Origin of the sequence: Sphingobium sp. CECT 9361 (genome assembly GCF_918741285.1) — a bacterium.
Taxonomy (GTDB): domain Bacteria; phylum Pseudomonadota; class Alphaproteobacteria; order Sphingomonadales; family Sphingomonadaceae; genus Sphingobium.
This window is the reverse complement of sequence record NZ_CAKKNC010000002.1, coordinates 36,414-60,457: the sequence shown is the minus strand read 5'-3', so window position 1 is coordinate 60,457 and position 24,044 is coordinate 36,414. Positions and strand designations below refer to the sequence as shown.

The window sequence follows — 24,044 nt, the reverse complement described above, 5'->3', positions numbered from 1 at the left end:
GATGAAAAGAGCCGCCGCTGCGCTCCTTGCAGCCGCCATCCCCCTCACCCTCCCGCTGTCTGGCGCATCGGCCGATGTCGGCAGTTCGATGGACTCGTTTCTGAACGACGTCGGGGGCGCTGCCAACGTCAACGGGCCGACCGCGTTCCAGGGGCAGTCTGCCGGCTATTACAGCCTCGGCAATGTCTGGACACGCTTCCCGCAGAAGACCACCAACATCGCCAATCTGCAGCTGCCGCGCGCCCGCGCCGGTTGCGGCGGCATCGACATCTTCGCCGGGTCCTTCAGCTTCATCAACGCGAGCGAGATCGTCGCGATGCTGAAGGCAGTCGCGAACAATGCGGTCGGCTTCGCCTTCAGCCTGGCGATCGACACGGTCTGCCCTGAATGCTCGAAGATCATGCAGGAGTTCAGCCAGAAGGCTCAGCTCATGAACAACCTCAACATCAACTCCTGCGAGATGGCCCAGGGTCTGGTGGGCGGAATTTGGCCGAAGGGCGATCTTGCCGACAAGGCGATCTGCGAAGCGATCGGCAACTCCGAAGGGATCTTCACCGACTATGCCGCAGCTAAGCATGGGTGCGGCACCAGAGGGCAGCGCTCGAGCACAACCGCGCAGGGGTCGGGCAAATATGACGACGTCAATCCCGGCGTGCCGCGCAACTACACCTGGACGATCCTCAAGAAGTCGGCGTTCTTCTCGCCAGGCGGCCGGTTCGACGAAGAGCTCGCCGAATATGCGATGACGCTGCTGGGCACGATCATCTACGTGCCGCCCAAGGACGATGAGCCGGGCAAGTTCGTGCCGATCGTCGGCGAAGCTTCGTCCACTCTTGTGACTTCGCTGCTGGATGGCACGGCGAATGGCAATGTCCTCATTTTCGACTGCGACGAAACGGAAAAGTGCCTCAACCCGGGCTTCAAGTCCTTGAGCCTGCCGGCATCGAAAGCGCTGCGGCCGCGCGTGGCTGCGCTCATCGGCAGTATGGTTCAGGCCATCCGCGACGACACCGCGATCAGCGAAGAGCAAAAGGAACTGCTGCAAGTCGCGTCTATCCCGCTCTACAAGATCCTGACCGTCCAGGCGGCCTATGGCCGGGGCATGCCGACCGACGACCGGGAGACCCTGGCCGAGATCGCCAGTGTCGACCTGTTGTTTGCCGTGCTCGACCGGATCGTGAGCGAGGCGGGCCGCTCGATGTCGAGTTTCATCGGGGCCGACGAAGCCAAGATCGCGATGTGGCAGAATCAGGTCAATGTCGTGCGTCAGGCTCTCGCTGACCGGCAGGCCAACACGCACCTCAAGGTCAATGCAGTGCTGCAGATCATCGAGAAGACGGCGTTCATCGAGAACGTGCTGGCCGCCTCGATGTCGCCCGGAATGGCCGCATCGCTGGACTGGTCGCGCGGCGTCCAGAACCGCGCCCTCACCCACTGACCGAACCAACCACATCCAGGCGGGACAACAGACATGGTCGAGATTTTCACGGTCGGCGGCGGGGACTATCTGGTCAACGTCTTCCAGGCGGTCGCCGCCTGGACCGGCAACGGGGGCTACAAGAGCCTGCTCCAGGTGGTGATGGTAATGGGGCTGGGCCTGTCCGCTCTGACCCTTGCGTTCAATCAGGACTGGCGTGCCTGGATCAACTGGTTCCTCGGCGCAACGCTCATCTACTCCTGCCTCATGGTGCCGCGGCTCGATGTCCATGTGACCGACCGGCTCAACCCAAGCCTTGCGCCGGCCAATGTCAGCAACGTGCCGCTGGGCCTGGCCTTGATGGCGAGCTTTACCAGCCAGGTCGGCGACTACCTGACGGGCTCGGCTGAAGTGGTGTTCGGCCTGCCCGGTGATCTCAACTATTCTAAGAACGGCATGATCTACGGCGCCCGGCTCTACGATGCGACCCGGTCCTTGCGGATTTCCGATCCGGAGTTTGCTGCCAATCTCGACGAGCATTTTCGGCAATGCGTGTTCTACGACGTGCTGCTCGGCCGCTACTCGATGAAGGAGCTCGCGGAAACTGGCGACATCTGGGCGACGGTCGCGCCGGGGAGCCAGGCGCGCGCGCAACGCTTCCTGACTCGGGATGCCACTTCAGGCCAGGTGAGCTCGAACATTGTCACCTGCCGCGAGGCCTACGACACGCTCAATGCGCAATGGACCGGGCTGGTCGACGCGATGGGATCTGTGTTCGGCCGTCAGCTTTACCCCAACCAGACAGCCGCGCTCGCCAAGGCGAAGCTCTTTGCTGACCTGCCGGTAGCCTATCAGTACCTGACCGGCGTCTCGGCCAACGCGACCGAGATTTTCAAGCAGACGCTGACCATCAACGCGATGAGCCAGGCCATGCACTCGATGTCCGGCAGCAGCGGCACGGGCAATGTCGACGTCTACGCCCAGACCCGCGCCGACATTCAGACCGAACGGACCTATGGCTCAATCGCGAGCAACGCGATGAAGTGGGTTCCGCTCCTGAACGTCGTGCTGACCGTGCTGTTCTACGCGCTGTTCCCGGTGCTCTTCTCGCTCTTCCTGCTCCCCAAGACGGGACCTGTCGCACTCAAGGGCTATGTGACAGGCTTCTTCTATCTCGCGGCCTGGGGGCCGCTGTTCGTGATCCTCCACATGATGCTGATGTACAAGGGCGCGGCCGACATGAGCGCGGTCACGGGCAGCAACGGCCTCAGCCTGGCGAGCTTTACCGGAATGGCCGACGTCAACAGCGATATCGGTCTGCTGGCCGGCTATCTCATCGCATCGGTGCCGTTCCTGGCAGGCGGTGTGGCCAAGGGCGCCATGGCGATTTCACACCACGCCACGAGCTACCTCAACCCGAGCCAGAACGCGGCCGAGGAAGCGGCCCGCGAGGCGAGTACCGGCAACGTCTCGCTCGGCAACACGAGCTTCGAAAACTCGAGCGTTCTCACTCGTCAGTTTGCACAAGGCACGATTGCGCCGAGCTTCACTTACGGCGCGCCGCAGACGCGGACCTTTAGCGACACGGGCTCAATGACCACGAGCTTTCCTGACGGCAGCTACGACCAGATCCCGACCTCGAGCTATCCCTTCACGCCGACGCTGGGCCAGGAGTTCGCGGCGCGCCTTTCGACGATGGCATCGCAGGCCCGCGCCAACAGCGAGACTTATGCTAATGTCGCAACGGAATCGACCGCCAGCGCTGTCACGAAGTTCCGCGAGCTGAGAAACCAGTTCAGCCGCGGCGCGTCCTTTGAGAGCGCAACCGGCACCTCGAACTCCGACAGTATCCAGACCGCCTTCAGCGAGGTCGATCAGGCATCGACCAATCTGCAGCGGCAGTTCGGGCTGTCGCGCAGGGCCGCCGATGACATCTCTACCGCCTGGTTCCTGGGTGGCGAAGCGGGCGCCAAAGCGGGCATTTCAAATGGAGTAGCTTCGGCCAACGTCGGCCTGAAGGGCGGTGGGACACGCACATGGACAGACAGCGACATCGGCATCGCGTCCGAAGACCGTTCCCGGATCTTTGGGAGCCTGTCCCAGATGTCTGACAGCCGCAATTGGTCGAGCACCCGCGATGGGTTCGTTCGCTCAGTCAGTACCTCATCAAGCTCGTCGATCTCGAGCACCGCGAGCGGCATGAACGCATCTCTGACAGAAGCCCAGAGCTTCACAATCGAGGCTCGTCGGGCCGAGGAGCTTGCCAATCGTCTCGAGAGCCAGGCGTCTTTCTTCGAAGGAAACAGCGCTGCAGGCAGCCTCAATTTGTCCCAAGCCTACCGCGAATGGGGTCTCGCCGAGATCGAAAGCAACCGCGATTTCTATGGCAATGCGCGGTTCGACGATGTCACTTTCCAGCTCAGCCCGGAAGGCCAAGCATTGCAGGCAAAGTTCATCGAAAGCTATGCCGAGCAGCTTCGCGACGGGATCGACGATCGTCTCGTACTCGCCCCCGGACTGCCCGTATCCCGACCGGATATCTCAAGCGCAGGCTCAGTGCGCGGCCGGGCACAAACCGGCGGCGGAGGTTCCGGTTCAGTGCCACGGGTGGGGGGCGGCGATCTCCGTGAAGAGGTGCAAAGGGCTCAGGCGGCCGGTCGCCAGAAGATTACCGGCTCTAGAGGACGTCTGGACGCGATCACCAAGGGAGCTCAAGGTGCCAGTGCAGAAGCAGCGGATGATGTGAAGGAGTGGTGACCTGCAACGGTCACCACAGTCCAAAAGACGCGCCAGCCAAGTACGAAAAACCAGCCGCAATGACGACTAGGACCGCTATCGTCAGACTGCGTGCTGATTCCGACGATCGCGCGCAGGCATTCCAATCTGATGCCGCGCAGCGTTCCGATTTGATCGCGCGCAGTTGAAGCGGCTGATCGTTGGTTGTCGATGTCACCTATGTTGTTGGCTTGGTCAAGCGGCGGATGGTGTTGCTGGCCGGCGCATGGACTCGCCTTCGAGCTCGAGGCGGTGAGCGTTGTGCACGAGGCGATCCAGGATCGCGTCGGCATAGGTTGGATCATTAATCGTCTGATGCCAGCGGGCCACCGGGAGCTGACTGGTGACGAGCGTGGAGCGTTGGCCGTAGCGGTCTTCCAGGATCTCAAGCAGATGGTGTCGGGCGTTCCCGTCGAGCGGCTGAAGGCCCCAGTCGTCCAAGATGAGTAGCTCGACCCTCGCGAGGCTCTTCATGCGGGCGGCAATACGGTCATCACCTTTGGCCACCGTCAGTTCGTCGATGAGCCGCGGCAGGCGCGTGTAGAGGACCGAACGGTTGTCGCGGCATGCCTTGTGACCGATCGCGCATGCAAGCCAGCTTTTGCCGATGCCGGTTGGACCAATGATGGCGCAGTTTTCGTGACGGGCGATCCAGTCGCCTTTGAGCAGCATGTCGAGCAGCCGGCGGTCAAGACCACGAGGAGCCCGGTGGTCGATGTCCTCAGGGACGGCGCGGTGGCGCAGCTTGGCGTGCCGCAGACGCAGGAGCAGGCGCCGATCGTTCCGGTATGTCGCCTCATGATCGAGGAGCAACGCCAACCATTCGGCGTGGCTTAGGTTGGTGGCCTCGTCGTTGGCTGCCAGGTCGGTAAAGGCCTTGGCCATGCCGTCCAGGCCAAGCTGGCTCAGCAGGTCGAGTGTGGGGTGCTTCAGCATTGATGCTCCTTCAGTTGTAGTAGCTCGAGCCGCGGATGTTGGAGTGGATGATCGGCTCTTGCTCGGGGGATTGGGGGACAGGCACCTGGTCCAGGCCCTTCTCGAGGATCGACTTGATCGAAGGATAATTGCGGGCCTGGATCTCCAGGGCACGTAGCGCTGCGGCCTCCAGGCGCTCGGCGCCAAAGCGCTTCTCGAGCCCAATGATGCCCAGGCACGAGCGGTAGCCCTGCTCGGGATGGGGCTTTGCCTCGATGACCTTCTCGACCAGCAGGGACAGCATCGGCCCGATCCGCTGTGCCTCTTGGCGGATCTTTGCCGGTGTCCACTCGCCATAGCGACGATGGCTGGAAGGCATATGCTCCGGCACAGTGGTGTGCCGGCCATTGCCGCTGCCGCGCATGTGCACAGCAATGCGCTCGCCATTCAGGAAGATCTCGACCGTACGGGCGGTGAACCTGGCTTCAACTTCGCGGCGGGCGAAGCGATGTGGCACCGAGTAATGATGCCGCTCGATCGCAACGTGGTAATCGAGCCCGACGCGGCAACGCCGCCATTCAGCGTGGATCCAAGGCTCTGACGGCAATGGCTTGAGATTGGGGACGTCGATCTCTTCGAACAGCTGTCGGCGCGTCTTGCCAAACTGACGCAGCACTCGTCGGGCATGCCGTAGATCGGCGAGGATTTGTCGGTGCGTGCCGCCGGGTTGACGACATCGTTGGCCCCGATGACCAGCGCGACATCGGTGTTGGCAAACTCGGCGTTGATATCTTCCATATCGAAGATGATGTCATAGGGCACGCCGGCTTCGGCGAGCAGCACGTTCATGTGACCGGGCATGCGCCCCGCAACCGGATGGATCGCGAACTTCACGCCGACGCCTGCGGCCTGGAGCAGCTTCACGCGAACTCGTTCATCTCGGCATACTCGGCCGCTCTTGACCCGGCCATCGGCAACCGCACCGCCATAATCGACGGCCATATAACCGCCTGAATGACCGCCCGGATAGAACTCGGTACCTGGACTGCGCCATGCTGTGCCCCTCCTCTCTGGAGGCGAGTAAGGCCTCAAATTACGTATTTGTCCCAGCTCGCATAATGTTCGGGGCTGCGCTTGCCGCGCGGCAGGCTGAGCCCGATGAGCGCGATTCCCACGACCACCGACACGATCGCCCCAAGGGGGCCGGCCCCTGTCAGCAGGAACGGGGCAGCGACGAGCCATGCCCCGAACGCGACATTGATGAAGCGGAGAGCGCGGGCCACCTCTGCGGTGGCAATGATCGCGACTGTGATCACGAGGGCGCCGACGACATGGTCGCTGTTCGCCATCTCGCCTTCGTTCCCCAGGATCACCCGCGTCAGCATCAGGAAGGCGCCGAGCACGATACTGGCCGCCAGCGTCCACGGCAGCGTCAGCCCGCGCTTCGCATCCGCCCAGAAGGTAGAAGGCGAGGCCATCACGTCGGATGCGTCCTCGGCCCCCGCCTCGACCGCGTCGCCCTGGAAGAAGGTGCGGATCAGCGGCTTGCCGCGGCGCTTCGCCCAGGCGAGGAACTGGCCCATGGCAATGACCTCGTCCAATGCGAACGGGATCATGATCAGCATGGCGAGCGCGGCGATCAGCGCCAGCGTGCTCCACGTGCCGATGACGATCGGCTGGCTGATGATGAAATAGATGCTGACGACGCCGAGCGGAATGACGAGAATGCCGAAGAAGGTCACCATCCACGGCATGGTCCGCCAGCGGTCGCGGGTGCCCATCACCGCCATAAGAATTTCGAGCACGTAGCTGACTGTACCAAGACCGCCGTCGGGGATCGGCCAAGCCTTCGACATGTCGGATGTAATGATCTCCTCGGTCCCATTACGCGGGTCGGCCAGCGATCCAGCAAAGAACGGCTCCCACACAGTATCGATGTGGCCTAACTGGTAGGCCGTCAGGATACGCGAGGTCAGAAGCCCAATCAGCGCCATGGCGACGATCGGCAGCCGCTGCGCGTCCGTCGATGGCGAATAGGTCCAGCCAGGCGGGATGTTCTTGGGGTCCATCATGCCCGCCATGCTCATGCCCGGCATCATTGGCACGAGCACCGACAGGGCGATCACGGCCGAGCCGATGAGCAGGTTGTTGTTGTACTGCGCGGCGCTCGGGCTCCAGAAGATCAGCGGCGCGAAGAACAGCCAGATGCCGATGAACGCGACAGCCCACTGCGCCCATGTCTTGGTGCGCGGGGCGAGCGACAGCGCGCCGAACAGCGCGATGGCGAGCCCGCTGACGACATCGCTGATAGCCAGTGCGCTGGCCCGCCATTCGATCGAAGGCAGCCCGCGATCGACGGTTACGAAACGCGCGGCTTCGCCGACGCTCTGCGTGGTCATGGAGTCATAGATGAGCGGGCTGGAGGCGAGCCACAGACCGAGACCAATGTTGGCGTAAAGCGCCCAGCGTGCGCGGCGCTCATCGCGGTCCATCAAGGCCATGTGATCGCCGTGCCCGCCGTGGTCCGACATGGCCGCGACCGCGGCGCCGGGCCCGTGCCCCATCGCCGCGTGGTCCATTTTGCTGTGATCCATCCCGCCGTGATCTATGCCGCCCGTTCCGGCGGCCGCTGCGGGCTGGTGGTGGCCAGACCCCGCAAGCTCGGCCTCTGGCTCTTCATCCCACGCGACCAGGTTCTCGTTGAGCTTGTTGTTCCGGTACCAGGCCCGCGGATGCCGCTTGAGCGCAGCGACGATCGCCGGGAGCGTGTCGCGAAGGCTGTGCTTCGGTTCCCACCCGAGCAGCGACCGTGCGCGCGAGATGTCGAGGATATAGTGGTCGTTGCTGCTGTCGATCATCCAGGGCTGGATAAAGTCGTCGCCGCCGAGCGCTTCGTTCTGCAGGATGATCCCGGCCTTCGCGAGCGGCTGCGGGATGCGGATCGTCTTCCAGCCCTCGCCGTGGAGCGCCTCCCCGATGATGTCCTGGATCTCGGCATAGCCGGGCGGGTCGGGTTCGCCGACGAGCAGCGGCAGTTCTGACGGCAATTCGTGCCGCCGATCGACCAGGCGCAACACGGCGTCGGCCAAGTCCTCGCGGTGCACCGATGACTGTGCCGCGCACAGCATGCCGGGATAGAAATGCGAGATCAGGCGGTGCTCGTAGATCTGCGATATCTGCTGCGCGAGAAACGCCGAGCGCCCGTCGTCGTCATAAACTCCGGCGGCGCGGAGGAAGACAACGGGGATCTTCCCGCGCCGCGCGTGCAGCAGTGCTTCCGTATCGACTTTGGACTGCGGATACGCCCAAGGCGCGCCGATGGGCGACTTCTCGCTGATGCGCTCCTCGGGAGTGGCGGTCGGCTTATGGACCAGCATTGTGCTTGCGAAGACGAACTGCTCGACCTCGAACGATTGCAAGCCGTCGATCAGCCGTCGGGTCCCTTGCACGGTGATTTTGTCGTAAAGCGGGTTGGGCTCGCCCGTGATGTCATAATAGGCGGCGAGGTGGATCACCGAGGCGATACGGTTGCCATAGCGGGCACGGACCTCATTCAGCGCGGCGCGGACCGCTTCGTCCGATCCGAGGTCTATGTCGATCGCCGCCGCGGGCGGCGGCGGGTCCGGCGGACCGGCGCGATCGAGGCCGACAACCGTGTAGCGTTCGCCAAGCCTAGCGATCAGCGCGGCGGCTATAAAACCGCTCGCACCGGTGATGAGGACCAGTTCGCGCGCGTCCTTGTCGCTCACGGACCCGCTGCGTTCGATGTCGGTCATGACGCTGCCACCCTCATTCATTTGTGCTGCGGAACGTGGACAGGCCCGCTGCACTTATGATCGCGAGGCGGGCACGTGCGGATCACCGCACAATCCCTTTACGCGCCCGCCCCGCAAAGCCCTCAGATAAAATCGGGTTTATTGCGTCACCACAAAGCCGGCCTTCTCGATGGCCTGCTTGAGTTGCTGTACATCGGCTGCCGAGCTTACCGACACCGTCTTGCTCGCCAGGTCGACGTTGACGACGGCATCCGCATCGACGCGTTGAAGCGCGTTCGTCACACCCCGCACGCAACCGCCGCAGGTCATTCCCTGTACCTTGAAATCGATCATCTTCGTTCTCCCATGAGGTGAATGAAGCAAATGTGGGGTTTGACACTGTGTCAGGGTCAAGGGGTAAGTTTTCGTTGTTGACCTTGACACGATGTCAGGGACGATAAGCTCGTCGACTCGATATTGGAGACGACCATGAACGCACCGGCACGACTGCAGGCGACAGCGCACGCGGGAAGAGAAGAGATGCTGTCGCTGCCCATCGAAGGCATGACCTGCGCGACGTGCGTTGGTCGGGTCGAGCGTGCTATCGCCGGGGTGCCCGGCGTCGTCGTCGCCTCGGTCAATCTCGCGACGGAGCGCGCGAACGTCGAGTTCGTCGATGGACGATCCGATGTCGCTGCCGTAGCCGATGCGGTGCTCGCGGCGGGCTACACGCCGGTGACGCAAACGACCGAGCTGACGATCACCGGCATGACCTGCGCGACGTGCGTCGGTCGGGTAGAAAAGGCGCTGCTGAAAGTGCCCGGCGTCCGCTCCGCGAGTGTCAACTTGGCGGCCGAAACGGCGAGGATCGAAGCGGTAGGGGACGTCCCCGCGTATGTCCTGATCGAGGCCGTCGAAAGCGCCGGTTACACCGCATCCGCGCGCACCGGCTCGGCGGAGACGGAGCGGGGCATCGAGGACGCCCGCCGCAACGCCGCCGCGACAAGAGAACTCCGCCATGTGCTGATCGCCGCGGCGCTGTCGCTGCCGCTGGTCGTGCCGATGCTGCTGGCCCCGTTCGGTATCGAGGTGGCGGTGCCAGGCTGGATCCAGCTACTGCTCGCGACACCCGTGCAGTTCTGGCTGGGCGCGCGCTTCTACCGCGCGGGTTGGAAGGCCGCGCGTGCCCGCACCGGCAGTATGGACCTCCTGGTCGCGATCGGCACATCGGCCGCCTATGGACTCAGCCTCTACCAGCTGCTGTTCGCGCCGATGCACGGCATGGACGCGCATTACTACTTCGAGGCTTCGGCCGTCGTCATCACGCTCATCCTGCTTGGCAAGTGGCTCGAAGGCCGCGCCAAGCGCCAGACCGGCGAGGCGATCCGCGCGCTGATGGCGCTGCGACCCGACCAGGCGCGCGTCGTCGGCGCCGACGGTGCCGAACGAGAGGTCGCCCTCTCCGAGGTGCGTAACGGCGACCGGGTGCGCGTCCGGCCCGGCGAGCGCATCCCGGTCGACGGGCTGTTGATCGACGGGGCTACCCATGTCGACGAGTCGATGCTCACGGGAGAAAGCCTGCCGGTGCCCAAAGCCGCCGGAGACAAGGTGACCGGCGGGTCGATCAATGCGGACGGGCTCATCCTGGTCGAGACGACAGCCGTGGGCGCCGAGACCACCCTCGCTCGCATCGTGCGCCTTGTCGAAAGCGCGCAGGGCGCCAAGGCTCCGATCCAGCGGCTCGTCGACCGGGTCAGCGCCGTGTTCGTGCCAATCGTCCTCGTCATAGCCGCGCTGACCCTCGCCGGCTGGCTGATCGCCGGCGCCGGAGTGGAAGTCGCGATCCTGAACGCGGTCGCGGTGCTCGTCATCGCCTGTCCGTGCGCGCTCGGCCTGGCCACGCCGACCGCGATCATGGCCGGCACGGGCGTTGCCGCGCGGGCCGGTGTCCTCATCAAGGACGCGGAGGCGCTGGAGACCGCGCACCGCATCAACATCGTCGCGTTCGACAAGACCGGCACGCTGACCGAGGGCAAGCCCTCGCTGCTGGCCGCACTGCCGGCCGAGGGGGCCGAACGCGCCGAGCTGATCGCGCTCGCCGCGGCGCTTCAGGCTGGAAGCGAGCATCCGCTCGCCCGGGCCGTCTTGGCGTGGGCCAGCTCGGAAGGCGTCGAACCCGCCCGCGCCAACGGGATGCGCGGCCTGCCCGGCCGCGGGGTTGCTGCAGACGTCAACGGCCGCAACCTGATCCTCGGCAGCACGCGCTTGATGGACGACGAAGCTATCGTGATGACACCGCTGGCGAGTGAGGCGGCCAGGCTGGAAGTCGAGGGACGGACGGTCTCCTGGGTCGCGGAACGCGCGCCCGAACGCCGCCTTCTCGGCCTCCTCGCGTTCGGTGACGAGGTCAAGGCTTCCGCCGCTGCTGCCGTGGCGGCGCTGCATGGCCGTGGCATACGCAGCGTGATGCTGACCGGAGACAATGCGGGAAGCGCCCGCGCAGCGGCGGCCAAGCTCGGCATCGACGATTTCGTTGCCAATGTCCTGCCGGAAGGAAAGTCGGATGCGGTGGCAGCCTTGCGAGGAGAGGACCGCACGGTCGCCATGGTCGGCGACGGGGTCAACGACGCCCCTGCCCTCGCGGCAGCCGATGTCGGCATCGCCATGTCGACGGGAACGGACGTCGCCATGCACGCGGCCGGCATCACGCTGATGCGCGGCGACCCGCGCCTGGTCGCGGATGCGATCGACATCTCGAAGCGGACCTATGCCAAAATCCGCCAAGGGCTGTTCTGGGCGTTCATCTACAATCTTGTCGGCATTCCGTTGGCGGCCTTAGGTTATCTGAGCCCGGTGATCGCCGGCGCGGCCATGGCGCTGTCGAGCGTCAGCGTCGTCGCCAACGCTCTGACGCTTCGCCGTTGGCGCCCAACCGCGGCTTGAGGAGAGGACAAGTGAACATAGGACAGGCCGCGAAAGCCTCAGGGGTCAGCCAGCGAATGATCCGCCACTATGAGGCGATCGGCCTCATTCCGAAGGCCGCACGGCGTGATTCCGGCTACCGTGACTATGGCGACCGCGAGGTTCACATGCTGCGCTTCATCCGACGCGCGCGCGATCTCGGCTTTCCCATTCCCGAGATCGCGCAGCTCGTCGCGCTCTGGCAGGACGGTGACCGGTCGAGCGGCGAGGTCAAGGCACTCGCGCTCGCACGGGCACGGGAAATGGAGCGCAAGGAGCGGGAGCTCCGCACGATGCGCAAGTCGCTCGAAGATCTGGCTCGTCGTTGCGCTGGTGGAAATCGGCCGGACTGCCCGATCCTGGACGATCTTGCGATCGGGACGGCCTAACCACCTCCGACGCTCAGTGCAGGCAGATCCAGCGGGAGGGCTCGCCGTCGAACCATTCACTATGCCGCAATTCGCCCGCGCCAACGTTATCAGCCCTTTTGCGGTGCGATCGACTGAGGTGAGGGCGAGCCCTTGAAGAGGGCAAAAGGATTGGTTTGCCTCAGGCGCTTCGGTTGGCGCCACACACCGCCGATACAGGCGTGGCCGCTGGATCGACATTGAATGTTGTGCGGGCGCCGCCGCTCGAGCGCGTTCGCTAGTCTAGACTTGGTAGACAGCCGTGACGCGCGTTCGCGCTGTTGCTGCTCAGCGGATGCCGCGTCGAACGCTGACCCGCAATGAGCAGCCCAGAGGATCTTGGTATATGACAGATGTGGCGGTCAGGATCCCTTGGGGCGGCGGCCGCTATTGTGCATGCTGACGATTTTCCACGTGCCGCCGACCTTCTTGAGCACGCTCGTCGCGACACCGATCCGCTCCGCGACATCTCCAGTCTTGGGCTCGATCCGGTAGCGATAGGTTTCGGTGGCGAGCGCAATCGGCCCTTCGAACCGCACGTCGACCTTGTAGTCTGAGAATTTGAAAGACTTGAAGGCAGCGAGCTCCGGCCGGAGGTGATGGCTGAGGTAGTTGGCGTAGGTTCCTTCCGAGCCGCCAGTTTCGAATATCCGCGAATCCGGCGTGAACAGCCGCTCGGTCCCCGCCCCGTCAAGTTTCTCGATCGCCGCTTTATATTGCGACAGAACTGCCTGCACGGCGAGCGTGTCGGTGGCATGGTTCGAAGGCTGCGCGGTTGCTGCGGTAGGCAGTAGCAGCGACGCCACCAATATCTTCTGCAAACGGAAAGCCATATCTTCACCCACGATTTCAGAATGCCAGATGGTTCAAGCCGCCGTGCATGAACGTTCCTCCAAGAAAGCCTTGAACCGAGATCGCTAGCGTCATCAAGCCGAGCAGGACCAGGTAGAGCTTGCGTGATCGCTCCGGCGCGCGGCGATGACCTGCCGCCAAGTAGACCAGCACCAGCCCGACACCGGCAATGGCGGTTCCAAGCCAGCGGTGCGTCATTAGAATCGGATTGCGGTCGGTTAGGTAGAAGCCGCCTGCGAACCAGCCCAGGAACGCTGCGACGATCGCACCCAATTCGCGACCATGTTCGCTGACTTCGCGCGTGATCGCAGCCAGGTAGCGAGTTCGTTGCAAGCCGAGGTCCGCCGGCTCGGTGGAACCCCCGAAGATGACTCCAGCTTGCTCGCCGCAGCGCATCGTCGTTTCATGGATCTCAAGCAGGCGCTTACCGGCAAGATCGACAAGGCGATCATCCAGGAGGCCGAACGCGGCGAGGACTACATCAAAGCCAAGTTCCAAGAAGCGTTGAAGGATACCGAATTGCAGACATCCACCGCAGCGATAATTCGTGATGGCTTCGCCTCGGTCCAGGCTGGTCACGACCGCGCAAGCGCGCTCAAGCATAGTATAGCGTAGCTGTCCGTTAGACGCCCGGCGGCAACGCTGGGCGCACGTTCGCCGAGACGATGGCGATGGCTCAGCTCATGGGAGCGTAGGGAGGAGGATCAGGGCTGAAAGCAGATAAGTCGCTGCGGTCCCCTTTCCTTTTGTTGGCTGGAGCGCCACCGGGACGCAACTGCAAGATTCGGCTCAGGCTTGAAGGCAAATCAAGGCAATCGCCCACAGCTTGTCCTAGCCTTGACGCTGCCGACGCTCCCATGCCGCTGGTGGCGGCGCGGACGCTCGACCTGCCCATGTGGCCGGGCGGCAGTTGATGGCAGCGCCGCACGAGTGGACTTCCGGGCGAATGTCACCGGCGGCCTAGCCCTGTTCCGCACGTGCCGAGAGCGCGATTTCGTTCAAAACCCTGATCGAGCGCGTCGTTGGCAGATCAATGACGCCGGCGCTTCTCAATCTTGTCATCTGTCGGCTGACCGTCTCGATCGTAAGTCCGAGCACGTCGGCGATCTGAGCCCGGCTGAGCGGTAGGACGAACTCATCCAGCGGCGACCGGGCGCAACCGCCACGGCCGATCCGGCGCGCCATCTGGACGAGAAAGCTCGCCACCTTCTCTTCCGCCGTCTTGCGGCCGAGCAGGAGCATCCACTCGCGGCTATGGTCTAGCTCATCCAGCGTGCGCTGGAGCAGCAACCGCTTCAACTTGTCGTAGGTCCTGAGCGCCTGCTCGAAGTGCTTTCGTGAAAACACGCACAGCTCAGCGTCCGTCAGCGCCACCACGTTGTAGCGTGTTGAGGACGCGTAAGGTCTGCCGATGAAATCGGCTGGGTACATCAGGCCCACAATCTGCTCACGCCCATCCGCCGTGGAGGCATTAAGCTTGAGAACGCCCGAGACGACGTTCGCGAAGATCATGTTTTCGTCGCCCGCCCAGATAACGGGCTCCCCCTTTGCAAAACGTCGTCGACGCTTCAGGGCGCTGAGCGGCGCCAGTTCCGCATCGCTGAGGCCGGCGCATAGCGCCCGATCACGTATTTCGCAGCCGGGACAAGCTACTCTCACACCTCGTTACCCACGCCCGAATCACTGCTCTGGTCTGCCAGGGCATCCAAGCCTGGGGCGAAGTTGCCGATGATTGACTGATCATGGTCCACGCGAGACCGATAGCCCTTGGACCATAGTCCAAGGTCAACCCAGAAATTCCGGAGAAATTCCGCAGTAAACGCTGTAGACCACAGCGCGGGGTGACGCTGAGAGGCGGGATTTCACGATCTCTTTGGCTCCTATAGAAGCCCATTGTACACGGCAGCCATCCGAGTTTGGCTGCCAGCGGCCAGGCCATCGACGCCGCGCCCGAACTTTCGCGATCCTTAAGGAAAAAGGTACCCGGCCGCCACCGCTGGCGGCCGGGGTCAGGTGACGCCATCACCGTGACGAACGGCGGTAGCGCCGTAGGCCGACCTATTTTGCTCTAGGTACCGACCCGCCGCACGGTCAGGACCGGGGCGTTTTCGCCTTTTCCGTTCGCCCGATTCGTACGCATTCATGTGGCTTGATACCTGCCGCGAGCGCCCGCCTTGTCGCTTCGCCTGCAATGTACCGCTTTGATCTGCGTCAATGACGCGAACTGCGACCGCGCGCAGGGCTAGCAGCAGTACGCTTAACCTGATTTCCTGGGCGAGCGGAGAAAACTTACCGATTAATTGAGCCCACGCTTTGACTTCGATGAAAAGGATTTTACATGAACGTTTCGATATCACGCGCCCAGATGGGCCTAATCTTCTCAGCACTGCTGCTAAGTTCGGGCATCGCACTTGCTCAAGACCGCGCGGCACCACCGGCGAAGCCGATGGGCGGCGGCATGATGGGCCATGACAACATGATGCCGGGGATGAAGGACGGCAAGATGAAGGGCAACATGCCTGCCTCGTCGTGTATGTCGAAAGCTGGCATGCAGAAAATGGGCATGAGCCAGAAAAAGATGGCCGAAATGGGTGCCAAGTGTCGCGCGGAGAAGAAGCGCGGTACCGGGGCCGTCGACGCCAAGCCCAAACCCGACGCGATGAAGCCGATGCCTATGGAACACGATATGTGAGAAAGTCGGCGGGGACGGCTAAACCTGAGCGATGAGCAGTGTCTGCGCCGCGCTGATGCGCGCGCGGCGGGCGAGTTTCTGGCTTGGCGCGAGGCGGGCGGTGGCGTCGAGCGCGGACGTCCAGCCGCTGCGCGGCGGTGCCTGGATCGAGGCGCTAGCGCGAAAGGTGAGCGCGCCCACGGTCAAGCAGCGCTCGCCGGCGTGCGGCACCTGTTCGATTGATTGGTGACCGGCCAGGTGGTGCCGGCGAACCCGGCAGCGTCGGTGCGGGCGGGCGCATAACGTCAGGCGCGGCAAGACCCCGTGCTGGCACTCGACGGGGCGCGGCTGCTGCTCGACGCGATCGACTGACGACCCCAGTCGGCTTGCGCGACGATCGTATGGGGCCGCTGTTCCGCACGATCGCGCGCGGGACTTAGGGACGAGGCGACACCCCCTGCCCCAGGCCAATGCGTTCCAGATGGTCACCGACGTGCGGGCGCGGGCGGGATCAGACGGCGAGTGGCACCTACTCGTTCCGGTCAACCGGCATCGCCGCCCATCTGAATACGGTGGCACGCTTGAACCCGCCGCGAGGATGGCGAACCAAAGGCAAGTGCCACGACGCGGACTTGCGTTCCTTCGCCGAAGACGGCGCCAGCCCTCATTGGCTGGTCGCCCTGCCAGGTTCATCGCGTCGCATCCCGATTTTGGATGATCGATTATGACGCATATTCCAGGTGAGAGGAGCAGAGGGAGCCGCCTTTGCGGAGATCATGCGTCGTCATCGAGAGCCGATCTATCGGATGATCCGCGGTCATATCGGGGACCCCGAAGAGGCGCTCGATCTGACCCAGGACTGCTTTTTGGCCGCTTTCCAGCATCTCGGCGGTTATGACGGGAACCGCCCGTTGCGCGCTTGGCTAACCAGCGTCGCAATCAACAAGAGCCGCGACTGGATGCGGCGTAGGCGGGTGCGGCAAATCCTGACGTTCGCATCGGCGCTACCGTTTGATACGATCGAGAACGTGCAGGATCAGACGCCAGCCGTGGATGTGGCGACCGGGGACCGGGCGGAACTCGCGCGCTTGTGGCAAGCGGTGGCACGGTTACCTGCCGCGCTCAAGGAAACTCTTCTGCTCCGCACGGTGGAGGGATTGTCTCAGTCCGAAACGGCGGCAGCGCTGGCGATCAGTGAGAAGGCGGTCGAGACCCGCCTCTACCGGGCCCGGGCCCGCTTGGGCGAAATACTGGAAATAATCTGAGGGCTTTGGCGGGCCCGTGCGTAATCGAGTGTGAGGGCGGTCGGGCAAGAAGGCGCAGCCCTATTCGGTGATGGCATTCGGGACAGGTGGACGGAGGATCTTTTCACGACACGGCTGAGTGCGTCACGCGAAGCATGGGTGTGCAAAGTCAAGCGGATGCTGGATCAAACCGCTGAGAGGCTGACTCAGAAGTTCATGTTATTTGGCAATGGCTTGCGATGAGGCGGGTGAGACGACGGATATGGGCTATGGTGGTCCACGCGGTGGAACTCTCGATGGTTCTTTCCCAGTCCTTTGCGAGGCGCCGGCATCTTCCGAGCCAAGCGAAGGTGCGCTCGACCACCCAGCGGCGGGGGAGCAGAACGAAGCCCTTGGCGGTGTCGCAGCGGCGGACAATCTCAAGCGTCCATTGCCCGTGCCCCTGCAGCGCGCCGATGAGCTTGTCGCCCGCATAGCCCCCGTCGGCGAACAGGTGGCGCAGCCATGGGAAGCGGTAGCGGACCGCCTTGATGAGATCGACAGCCCCGTCACGATCCTGAATGCTGGCAGCGTGGATGGTGACAAACAGCATCAGACCGAGCGTATCGGTGATGATGTGGCGTTTGCGGCCCATGATCTTCTTACCGGCATCGTAGCCCCGTGGGCCGCCGCTCTCGGTCGTCTTGGCGCTCTGACTATCGATCACCCCGGCACTTGGGCTGGCCTCGCGCCCTTCGATCTGGCGCGCAGCCATCACCAGCAGGTGATTGATCGTCTGCCACAGGCCACTGTCGCGCCAGGCGTAGAAATAGCGCTGAACCGTCGAGAGCGGAGGGAAATCCTTGGGCAGCATCCGCCATTGGCAACCACTTGTTGCCATGTAGAGGATCGCGTTCATAACCTCGCGCAGGTCGGTGCAGCGCGGCCTGCCGCCAGGCTTCGCGGGCGGCAGCAGAGGCTCGATCAGTGCCCACTCGCTTGTCCGCAAATCGCTTGGACAACGCAGTTCCGAACGGCTATGCTGCCGCCGGGAGGTATCGGTCCACATCGCTGAATACTCGGTCGTTTCTGGCGAAACCCCGGAATCAGCGATCAGCAAGCGCGTCAAGCGCAACCGGCTGATATCTCCCAACTTCTTTTGAGGACAGGCTCTGAGATGCCGATGAGGAGCCTGAAGAGCCGACACTGTATGGAAGGCGAAAGAAGTCATGAGACGAGCCTGTTCGGAGTGTGGCGTGCGCGATCAAGCGCTATGCGCGAGTCTGACTGACGATCAACTGGCGGTGTTGAGCCGGTCGGGGCGTCGTAGGTACGTGGCCAAGGGAGAGTCGGTGATATGGGCTGGTGACGAGAACATGATCTGCGCCAATGTCGTCGCAGGTGTATTCAAGCTGAGCACCTCGACCGCCGACGGACGCGAGCAGATCGTCGGCCTCCTCTACCCGGCCGACTTTCTTGGTCGGCCCTATGCGCCGTCATCGAACTATACCGTAGACGCTCTCACCGACGCCGAGCTCTGCGTGTTTCCTCGCAAGCACTTTGAGCAGGCTCTTCATGACTATGAGGAACTGGAGCGGCTCCTGCTGCAGCGTACGCTGGACGAGCTGGACAACACGCGTGAATGGATGCTGCTGCTGGGACGCAAGACCGCTGAGGAGAAGGTGGCAAGCTTCATCGTCCAGACGAGCCGGCGACTGGCCAAGGGGCGCTGTGGAGCGTCGACCGGGGAAGAGTTCCTCCTCCCGCTGAGCCGCACCCAGGTCGCCGACGTGCTCGGGCTGACGATCGAGACGGTGAGCCGCCAGATGACACGCCTCAAAAGCGCCGGTGTCATCGATCTTCCTACAACGCGGTCGATCCGCGTCTTGGATAGGCCTGCGCTATCGGCGCGCGCTGAGCATGCGTGACGGAGCGTCACCTGCCCGTTTCTTCCACGTCGCCTAATCTCTCGCCGACGCGGGAGAGCGCACCCACGGTGAAATGCCCGCGGCCCCTGGAAAAGACAATATACTCGTTAAACAACATCGCACGCCGCCCGTTGATGAAAAAGCAACGCAACATATACCCCAGAGTGTTGGGCGTGAGGCAGGCGCATCTGCCGTCAGGATGAAGCGCATCAACAATGTCACCGAGTAGTCCCTCGTCTTCATGTTGCTGCTCGATCACCCGCTTCAGCAGGGGCGAATCCCCACCCGTCCGGGGGCAAGGTGGGAGGACGCACCTGAGCAACTCCCGTGCCCACCGGTGTTGCTCCGGCAGAAATGTCTCAAGCCGTTGCAGGACGGCGGAGTGAATGGAAGCACTCGGCATCGCCGGGAGGCAGTCGGCGAGCTCCTCCAGCGCATCGTAGAGGCAAGCGAGCTCGACATGATCCTTGAGCATGCCGGCCAACTGAGCGTCGGGATGGGGACGATTCGCAGCATCGTCCGCGAACGATGTGCCGTCGATGCTGCTTTCCTTGAGCGATTGATCAGACACACTGGGCTCCTACCTGCCGCGACGGTAGAGCCGCCGGCGCTAGAGACACATTGACGCACGTCAAAGTGCATGCGCGAGGAATGATCAATGCGAGCTGAATGACACGCCGGCGACCTAGAGCCCACGAGCGATGATTGATTCTTAGTTCCTGCCAAGGTTCTAGCAGGTCGTCGAGGATCGAACGTCCGGCGATCCCCTGAGACACGGAGATATTGTGCCGCAGCTTGTCATCGCCAGCATCATGGTCGCGCTGACCGTCGTCATGCACCTGGTTGGACTTGGATTGCTTGTCGCGCTCATGCGCCGACACCAGCGCCGGCTTCAGGTCCGTCGCACTCGGCTTCACCAGCTCATTGTCATCTTTGGCGCCGCGTTCGGGCTGTTCGCCCTCCACACCATCGAGATCTGGACCTATGCGATTCTGTACGCGGCGGTCGGGGCGCTCCCGACCTTTGACGACGCGCTCTATTTCTCGACCACGACCTACTCCACTCTCGGATATGGCGACGTCGTTCTCCCGAGAGCCTGGCGGTTGGTGGGCGCCATCGAAGGCGCCAACGGAATCATCCTGCTTGGATGGTCGACCGCGTTCTTCGTCTCCGTCATCAACCGGATCAGGCTTTTCGAGGAGGAGGATGCCGAAGAACGCTGATGCGAAGCTCATCGGACCGAAGGCGGCGAGCGCCGCTTACCGCCGCTGCCCCCTGCCAGGCCCGCCGTCAACTCTCGCGTCGCGGTCGCTATCACAAGCTCCTCATTGGCCGGTATGACGAAGACCTTCACGCGTGCTGTCTCCGCGCTGATGCGCGGCAGGCCCTGCTCATTCCGGGCTGGATCAAGGATAACGTCAGCCCAACGAAGCCGTTCGCAGATGGCGGCACGAAGGGCCCCAGAGTTTTCGCCGATGCCCCCGGTAAATACGAGGAGGTCCAAGCCGCCGACCGCCGCCATCAACGAGCCAATCTCGCGCGCTGCTCGATACGCGAAGAGGTCGAGCGCCTCGGCGGCGGAGGGATCCGGGCTCTGCGCCAAGATGCGAACGTCATCGCTTAGTCCTGACACGCCGAGAAGACCGGAGCGGCTGTTCAAAAGGTCGCCAACGGCTTCTACCGTCATGCCGCGGTCGCGCATCAGATAGAGGATTAGCCCGGGATCAATCGACCCCGAGCGGGTTCCCATCATCAGCCCCTCGAGAGAGGTGAACCCCATCGTCGTGGCGACGCTCTGTCGATTCCGCATCGCGCAAAGGCTCGCACCGTGCCCGAGATGCGCCGCGATCACGCGGCTATTGGCGTGATCAGGGGCCACTTCGACAAGTGCCTGTGCGACATGCTCGTAGGAGAGTCCGTGAAAGCCGAACCGCAGCAATCCCTCGTCGCTGAGCGCCCGCGGCAGCGGATAGAGCTGCGCCACCCGCGGTTGGGTGCGATGAAACGCCGTGTCGAAGCAGGCAATCTGGGGCAACTTCGGCGCGATCGCCGTTACGGCGGCGATCGCCGCGATATTGTGCGGCTGGTGAGCCGGCGCGAGCGGAATGAACCCCGCCAGTTCGTCGAGCATGGCTGCGTCCACGATGGCCGGTTCTGCAAACGTTGCGCCGCCGTGGACCACTCGGTGTCCCACCGCCACCAGCGGCCCGTTGACAAACGTCGTTGCGGCGGTCCTCAGCAACCATTCGATTTGGGCCGGCAAGGTTGCCCCTGCGGCTACCGGCAGAGCAGCGAAGGCGGGTGCATTGGGGCCGCTCGTTCTTACCTGGAATCCAGCGCCCCGATCTTCGATCACACCCCGACACAAGAGATCAAGTCCGGCACTGTCGAAGAGCGCGAACTTCAGCGTAGATGAGCCGACATTGAGCACGAGGATGGTGGATGTCATACGGCACGCGACAAGCGGCTGCGAATGAAGATCTGCGCCAGCGCGCAGGACGCGACCCGTGCCAACGCGCCATCGGCACGGCTGGTCAGCATGATCGGCACGCGGGCGCCGAGGACCAGGCCCGCGGCATCGGCCCCGGCGAGATAGATCAGCTGCTTGGCGATCATATTGCCCGACTCCAAGTCTGGCGCGAGAAGAATATCGGCATCGCCGGCCACGGACGATGCGATGTGCTTTGCTGCCGCTGCCTCCTTTGAGATGGCGTTGTCGAACGCGAGCGGCCCGTCCAGCAAGCCGCCGGTAATCTGCCCGCGCTCGGCCATCTTGCACAGCGCGGCCGCCTCCACAGTAGAGCTGATCTTGGCATGGACCATCTCTGTCGCTGAGAGGATGGCGACCTTCGGTGCGTCGATCCCGAGCGCGACACACAGGTCGATCGCGTTTTGGACAATGTCCCGCTTGTCGTCGAGCGTCGGGTAGATGTTGATCGCAGCATCGGTGATGAACAGCGGCTTGTGGTAGCTCGGGACATCCAGCGCGAAGATGTGGCTTATCCGCCGCTCGGTCTTGAGACCGCTGCCACTGGCCACGACCGCGCCCATGAGCTCGTCGGTATGGAGCGCCCCCTTCATGAGGGCCTCCACCTGCCCTTCGCGGACCAGTGCCACGGACTTTTCCGCAGCAGCATGACTATGGGGAACGTCGATCAGCTCGAATGCGCCCAGGGGAAGCCCAGCCGCCTCTGCCGCTTGCGCGATCCGGGCGGCGGGGCCGACCAGGATTGGCACGATCAGCCCAGCATCAGCCGCTTCGACCGCCCCGCGAAGCGAAGCTTCGTCAACTGAATGCACGACCGCGGTTCTGATCGGGGGCAGGCCTTGCGCCTTCTCCAGCGCCGCCCGATAGCGGGCACCCGGGGTGTGGAGCTTTACGGAAGAGGACACGCTCGCCGCGCGCCGCAGCTTTTCGCGCGGGGCGACGACCTCGGCCCAGCCATGCACCAGGATTGCTCCCGATGGATCCGAGCATTGAAAATCGAGCACGACATGACCGTCAGTGCGCTTTTCGCGGACCGCGAGGGTGGCCGTGATCGCGCCGCTTGGCGTATCCGGGCGCCCATAGGTCAGCGTCTGAGTGAGGATGATCGTGCCGAGCCCCGGCAGCTGCGTTTCGATGAGGTGCGAGAGGAGCAGGCCGGCCCAGGCGCTCGCGCCGGGCTGCAGCTCGAGGATGTCGTTCTTGAGGCCAGAGGTCCCAAGACGCTCCAGCTCGCGCATAAGCGCGGCTGTCTCGCCGATCGTCAGCTCATCATAGGTGCGATTCTCGAGCGCTTGCATGCAGTGCAGTCCTGAGCGGCCTGGCAGTGAGCCCGCCGTCACTCGCCTCACTTGTCGCCTTGAGCGCGGCGTGCAGCTTTGATCTGCGTCAATGACGCGCCGCGGGTGGCACTCAATGATCCGCCAGATCATAAAGCAGGATGAGAAAATGATCGTCGACGAGCAGGACGACAGAGCGCAGAGGGGATGTAGCGGCGCGCGTTCGTCTGCAACAGGCTTTCGCCACAGTGCGTCGCTTGACCAATCGCGACGCACCCTGCTCGGACATACATTCCCTGGACGGGCGCGCGTTCGCGCTCCCCAGTCACTTAGAGGGCCGGGAGCTGCCTGGCCATGACCCAGAGCGATGTGCCCGCCTATGGCTTATGGGGAGTCGCGGCCGTGAATGCCGCCGTCTTCATCCTCTTCGCCTTCAGCTTTTTCAAACCACATACACCGCGTGACTGGCGAAGTTTCGGCGTGTTCAGCGGCTTCCTCGTAGCCTTGTTCGCGGAAATGTACGGTTTTCCGCTGACGATCTACCTTCTCTCAGGCTGGCTCCAATCCCGGTTTCCGGGGGTCAATTGGCTCTCGCACGATGCCGGACATTTGCTTGAGATGATGTTCGGCTGGAGGACCAATCCTCATTTCGGCCCATTCCACATTGCGAGCTTCGTGCTAATCAGCGGTGGTTTCATGCTCATCTCGGTGGCATGGAAAGCGTTGCACACCGCCCAACAAGAGCACAAACTAGCTACAGGCGGCATCTATTCGCGAATTCGGCATCCGCAATATGTCGGGTTCATCCTGGTGATGTTCGGTTTCCTGCTGCAGTGGCCGACCCTGCTCACGCTCGCCATGTTTCCCGTGCTGGTCCTGATGTATGTCCGTCTCGCACGCCATGAGGAGCGGGATGCGCTTCGCGAGTTCGGAGAAGACTACCGTCGATACGCGACGCAGGTACCTCCCTTCATTCCCCGAATTTGGCGCCGCGCCGAGACGACGACCCGGCGGGTAAAACCAGAAGATGCCGGCTGATGGCGTCAGGCACCGGAGGCTTGTTGGCCAGCCGTTTGGTTCGCTTCTCATCTGGGGCGGGCGCTGCCAGTTCGTGCGCGGGCACAGTCGGATGCGTTCATGAACTCTTTTCCACCACGCCTGCTGGGGTCCACCCAGATGAGCTGAAAAACAGCCTTGACTCTGGACTATGGTCCAGCCGCGACAAGGGCTCATGGTTGTCGGCGAGGCCTGCCTGGCGCTTGGTCGGTCGTTTGACCGTCTGCCATCAAGTGATGAGCTGTCGTGCGACGAGCGTCCCCCCGGATGCGAGCGCGCGTAAGCTCAGATGCACGCCCTTCCAAGATCATTTTAGATG

Annotated in this window: 22 protein-coding genes and 1 pseudogene; 10 read left to right on the top strand and 13 right to left on the bottom strand. The window is 63.3% G+C overall.

Going from position 1 to position 24,044, the window contains the following annotated elements; translation table 11 throughout:
• Window position 1 precedes the first annotated feature (1 nt).
• Complete coding sequence (locus LQ220_RS05480) at window positions 2-1,438, top strand: conjugal transfer protein TraH (protein ID WP_230187513.1); 1,437 nt, start codon at window positions 2-4, stop codon at window positions 1,436-1,438.
• Window positions 1,439-1,471: 33 nt separating this feature from the next.
• Window positions 1,472-4,174, top strand: coding sequence for a conjugal transfer protein TraG N-terminal domain-containing protein (locus LQ220_RS05475; RefSeq protein ID WP_230187310.1), 2,703 nt, complete (start codon window positions 1,472-1,474; stop codon window positions 4,172-4,174).
• Between the two features lie 213 nt (window positions 4,175-4,387).
• On the opposite strand, the gene istB is transcribed toward LQ220_RS05475, so the two are convergent.
• The 5 genes and pseudogenes from istB to LQ220_RS05450 form a co-directional block, all read right to left on the bottom strand.
• Complete coding sequence (gene istB / locus LQ220_RS05470; RefSeq protein WP_230187309.1) at window positions 4,388-5,128, bottom strand: IS21-like element helper ATPase IstB; 741 nt, start codon at window positions 5,126-5,128, stop codon at window positions 4,388-4,390.
• Between the two features lie 10 nt (window positions 5,129-5,138).
• Window positions 5,139-5,531 carry a hypothetical protein gene (locus LQ220_RS05465; protein WP_230187308.1) on the bottom strand — a complete coding sequence of 131 codons (393 nt, stop codon included), beginning with the start codon at window positions 5,529-5,531 and terminating at the stop codon, window positions 5,139-5,141.
• Window positions 5,532-5,788: 257 nt separating this feature from the next.
• A pseudogene (locus LQ220_RS05460) lies at window positions 5,789-6,025 on the bottom strand (NAD(P)(+) transhydrogenase (Re/Si-specific) subunit beta); the annotation flags it as partial.
• Between the two features lie 170 nt (window positions 6,026-6,195).
• A complete protein-coding gene (locus LQ220_RS05455) occupies window positions 6,196-8,883 on the bottom strand; it encodes a vitamin K epoxide reductase family protein (protein WP_230187307.1) in 2,688 nt (895 codons plus the stop codon).
• Window positions 8,884-9,021: 138 nt separating this feature from the next.
• Entirely contained in the window at window positions 9,022-9,216 is a 195-nt protein-coding gene (locus LQ220_RS05450) for a heavy-metal-associated domain-containing protein (protein WP_230187306.1), read from the bottom strand.
• A 135-nt stretch (window positions 9,217-9,351) separates the two neighbouring features.
• Between LQ220_RS05450 and LQ220_RS05445 the strand changes: the two genes are divergently transcribed.
• Window positions 9,352-11,805, top strand: coding sequence for a heavy metal translocating P-type ATPase (locus LQ220_RS05445; protein WP_290369015.1), 2,454 nt, complete (start codon window positions 9,352-9,354; stop codon window positions 11,803-11,805).
• A gap of 11 nt (window positions 11,806-11,816) precedes the next feature.
• Window positions 11,817-12,212, top strand: coding sequence for a Cu(I)-responsive transcriptional regulator (gene cueR / locus LQ220_RS05440; RefSeq protein ID WP_281822879.1), 396 nt, complete (start codon window positions 11,817-11,819; stop codon window positions 12,210-12,212).
• 380 nt (window positions 12,213-12,592) lie between these two features.
• Here cueR and LQ220_RS05435 read toward each other — a convergent pair whose 3' ends face one another.
• Together LQ220_RS05435 and LQ220_RS25000 are read right to left on the bottom strand one after the other, a co-directional pair.
• A complete protein-coding gene (locus tag LQ220_RS05435) occupies window positions 12,593-13,063 on the bottom strand; it encodes a nuclear transport factor 2 family protein (RefSeq protein WP_230187304.1) in 471 nt (156 codons plus the stop codon).
• 16 nt (window positions 13,064-13,079) lie between these two features.
• Complete coding sequence (locus LQ220_RS25000) at window positions 13,080-13,355, bottom strand: hypothetical protein (protein ID WP_354957119.1); 276 nt, start codon at window positions 13,353-13,355, stop codon at window positions 13,080-13,082.
• A gap of 9 nt (window positions 13,356-13,364) precedes the next feature.
• On the opposite strand from LQ220_RS25000, the gene LQ220_RS24995 reads away from it, so the two are divergent.
• Entirely contained in the window at window positions 13,365-13,697 is a 333-nt protein-coding gene (locus LQ220_RS24995) for a PA2169 family four-helix-bundle protein (protein WP_354957117.1), read from the top strand.
• Between the two features lie 345 nt (window positions 13,698-14,042).
• On the opposite strand, the gene LQ220_RS05425 is transcribed toward LQ220_RS24995, so the two are convergent.
• Complete coding sequence (locus tag LQ220_RS05425) at window positions 14,043-14,741, bottom strand: Crp/Fnr family transcriptional regulator (protein ID WP_230187302.1); 699 nt, start codon at window positions 14,739-14,741, stop codon at window positions 14,043-14,045.
• Window positions 14,742-15,420: 679 nt separating this feature from the next.
• On the opposite strand from LQ220_RS05425, the gene LQ220_RS05420 reads away from it, so the two are divergent.
• Window positions 15,421-15,774, top strand: coding sequence for a hypothetical protein (locus LQ220_RS05420; protein WP_230187301.1), 354 nt, complete (start codon window positions 15,421-15,423; stop codon window positions 15,772-15,774).
• 18 nt (window positions 15,775-15,792) lie between these two features.
• On the opposite strand, the gene LQ220_RS05415 is transcribed toward LQ220_RS05420, so the two are convergent.
• A complete protein-coding gene (locus LQ220_RS05415) occupies window positions 15,793-15,960 on the bottom strand; it encodes a hypothetical protein (protein WP_230187300.1) in 168 nt (55 codons plus the stop codon).
• 533 nt (window positions 15,961-16,493) lie between these two features.
• Here LQ220_RS05415 and LQ220_RS05410 point away from each other — a divergent pair.
• On the top strand, window positions 16,494-17,018 hold the full coding sequence (locus LQ220_RS05410; protein WP_354957114.1) for an RNA polymerase sigma factor: 525 nt from the start codon (window positions 16,494-16,496) through the stop codon (window positions 17,016-17,018).
• A 193-nt stretch (window positions 17,019-17,211) separates the two neighbouring features.
• Here LQ220_RS05410 and LQ220_RS05405 read toward each other — a convergent pair whose 3' ends face one another.
• Complete coding sequence (locus LQ220_RS05405; protein ID WP_230187510.1) at window positions 17,212-18,045, bottom strand: IS5 family transposase; 834 nt, start codon at window positions 18,043-18,045, stop codon at window positions 17,212-17,214.
• A 187-nt stretch (window positions 18,046-18,232) separates the two neighbouring features.
• Here LQ220_RS05405 and LQ220_RS05400 point away from each other — a divergent pair, with 187 nt between their 5' ends.
• On the top strand, window positions 18,233-18,904 hold the full coding sequence (locus LQ220_RS05400; protein ID WP_230187299.1) for a Crp/Fnr family transcriptional regulator: 672 nt from the start codon (window positions 18,233-18,235) through the stop codon (window positions 18,902-18,904).
• A 7-nt stretch (window positions 18,905-18,911) separates the two neighbouring features.
• Here the strand turns inward: LQ220_RS05400 and LQ220_RS05395 are convergent, their stop codons facing one another.
• Entirely contained in the window at window positions 18,912-19,475 is a 564-nt protein-coding gene (locus LQ220_RS05395) for a hypothetical protein (RefSeq protein ID WP_230187298.1), read from the bottom strand.
• Window positions 19,476-19,689: 214 nt separating this feature from the next.
• Here LQ220_RS05395 and LQ220_RS05390 point away from each other — a divergent pair, with 214 nt between their 5' ends.
• Window positions 19,690-20,127, top strand: coding sequence for a potassium channel family protein (locus tag LQ220_RS05390; protein WP_230187297.1), 438 nt, complete (start codon window positions 19,690-19,692; stop codon window positions 20,125-20,127).
• A gap of 8 nt (window positions 20,128-20,135) precedes the next feature.
• Here the strand turns inward: LQ220_RS05390 and LQ220_RS05385 are convergent, their stop codons facing one another.
• Both LQ220_RS05385 and LQ220_RS05380 read right to left on the bottom strand, forming a co-directional pair.
• The gene (locus tag LQ220_RS05385; RefSeq protein WP_230187296.1) at window positions 20,136-21,353 is read right to left on the bottom strand and encodes an acetate/propionate family kinase; all 1,218 of its coding nucleotides are present in this window, start codon (window positions 21,351-21,353) and stop codon (window positions 20,136-20,138) included.
• A complete protein-coding gene (locus LQ220_RS05380; RefSeq protein ID WP_230187295.1) occupies window positions 21,350-22,690 on the bottom strand; it encodes a bifunctional enoyl-CoA hydratase/phosphate acetyltransferase in 1,341 nt (446 codons plus the stop codon). The genes LQ220_RS05385 and LQ220_RS05380 overlap by 4 nt, the downstream gene beginning before the upstream one ends.
• A gap of 333 nt (window positions 22,691-23,023) precedes the next feature.
• Here LQ220_RS05380 and LQ220_RS05375 point away from each other — a divergent pair, with 333 nt between their 5' ends.
• Window positions 23,024-23,707, top strand: coding sequence for an isoprenylcysteine carboxylmethyltransferase family protein (locus LQ220_RS05375; protein ID WP_230187294.1), 684 nt, complete (start codon window positions 23,024-23,026; stop codon window positions 23,705-23,707).
• The last annotated feature ends 337 nt before the right edge of the window (window positions 23,708-24,044 follow it).

Excerpts from the sequence above, each read along its gene's own strand:
- LQ220_RS05480 (WP_230187513.1), top strand. The coding sequence starts at position 2 with ATGAAAAGAGCCGCCGCTGCGCTCCTTGCAGCCGCCATCCCCCTCACC.
- LQ220_RS05475 (WP_230187310.1), top strand. The coding sequence starts at position 1,472 with ATGGTCGAGATTTTCACGGTCGGCGGCGGGGACTATCTGGTCAACGTC.
- istB (WP_230187309.1), bottom strand. The coding sequence starts at position 5,128 with ATGCTGAAGCACCCCACACTCGACCTGCTGAGCCAGCTTGGCCTGGAC.
- LQ220_RS05465 (WP_230187308.1), bottom strand. The coding sequence starts at position 5,531 with ATGCGCGGCAGCGGCAATGGCCGGCACACCACTGTGCCGGAGCATATG.
- LQ220_RS05455 (WP_230187307.1), bottom strand. The coding sequence starts at position 8,883 with ATGACCGACATCGAACGCAGCGGGTCCGTGAGCGACAAGGACGCGCGC.
- LQ220_RS05450 (WP_230187306.1), bottom strand. The coding sequence starts at position 9,216 with ATGATCGATTTCAAGGTACAGGGAATGACCTGCGGCGGTTGCGTGCGG.
- LQ220_RS05445 (WP_290369015.1), top strand. The coding sequence starts at position 9,352 with ATGAACGCACCGGCACGACTGCAGGCGACAGCGCACGCGGGAAGAGAA.
- LQ220_RS05435 (WP_230187304.1), bottom strand. The coding sequence starts at position 13,063 with ATGGCTTTCCGTTTGCAGAAGATATTGGTGGCGTCGCTGCTACTGCCT.
- LQ220_RS24995 (WP_354957117.1), top strand. The coding sequence starts at position 13,365 with ATGTTCGCTGACTTCGCGCGTGATCGCAGCCAGGTAGCGAGTTCGTTG.
- LQ220_RS05420 (WP_230187301.1), top strand. The coding sequence starts at position 15,421 with ATGAACGTTTCGATATCACGCGCCCAGATGGGCCTAATCTTCTCAGCA.
- LQ220_RS05405 (WP_230187510.1), bottom strand. The coding sequence starts at position 18,045 with ATGTGGACCGATACCTCCCGGCGGCAGCATAGCCGTTCGGAACTGCGT.
- LQ220_RS05385 (WP_230187296.1), bottom strand. The coding sequence starts at position 21,353 with ATGACATCCACCATCCTCGTGCTCAATGTCGGCTCATCTACGCTGAAG.
- LQ220_RS05380 (WP_230187295.1), bottom strand. The coding sequence starts at position 22,690 with ATGCAAGCGCTCGAGAATCGCACCTATGATGAGCTGACGATCGGCGAG.
- LQ220_RS05375 (WP_230187294.1), top strand. The coding sequence starts at position 23,024 with ATGACCCAGAGCGATGTGCCCGCCTATGGCTTATGGGGAGTCGCGGCC.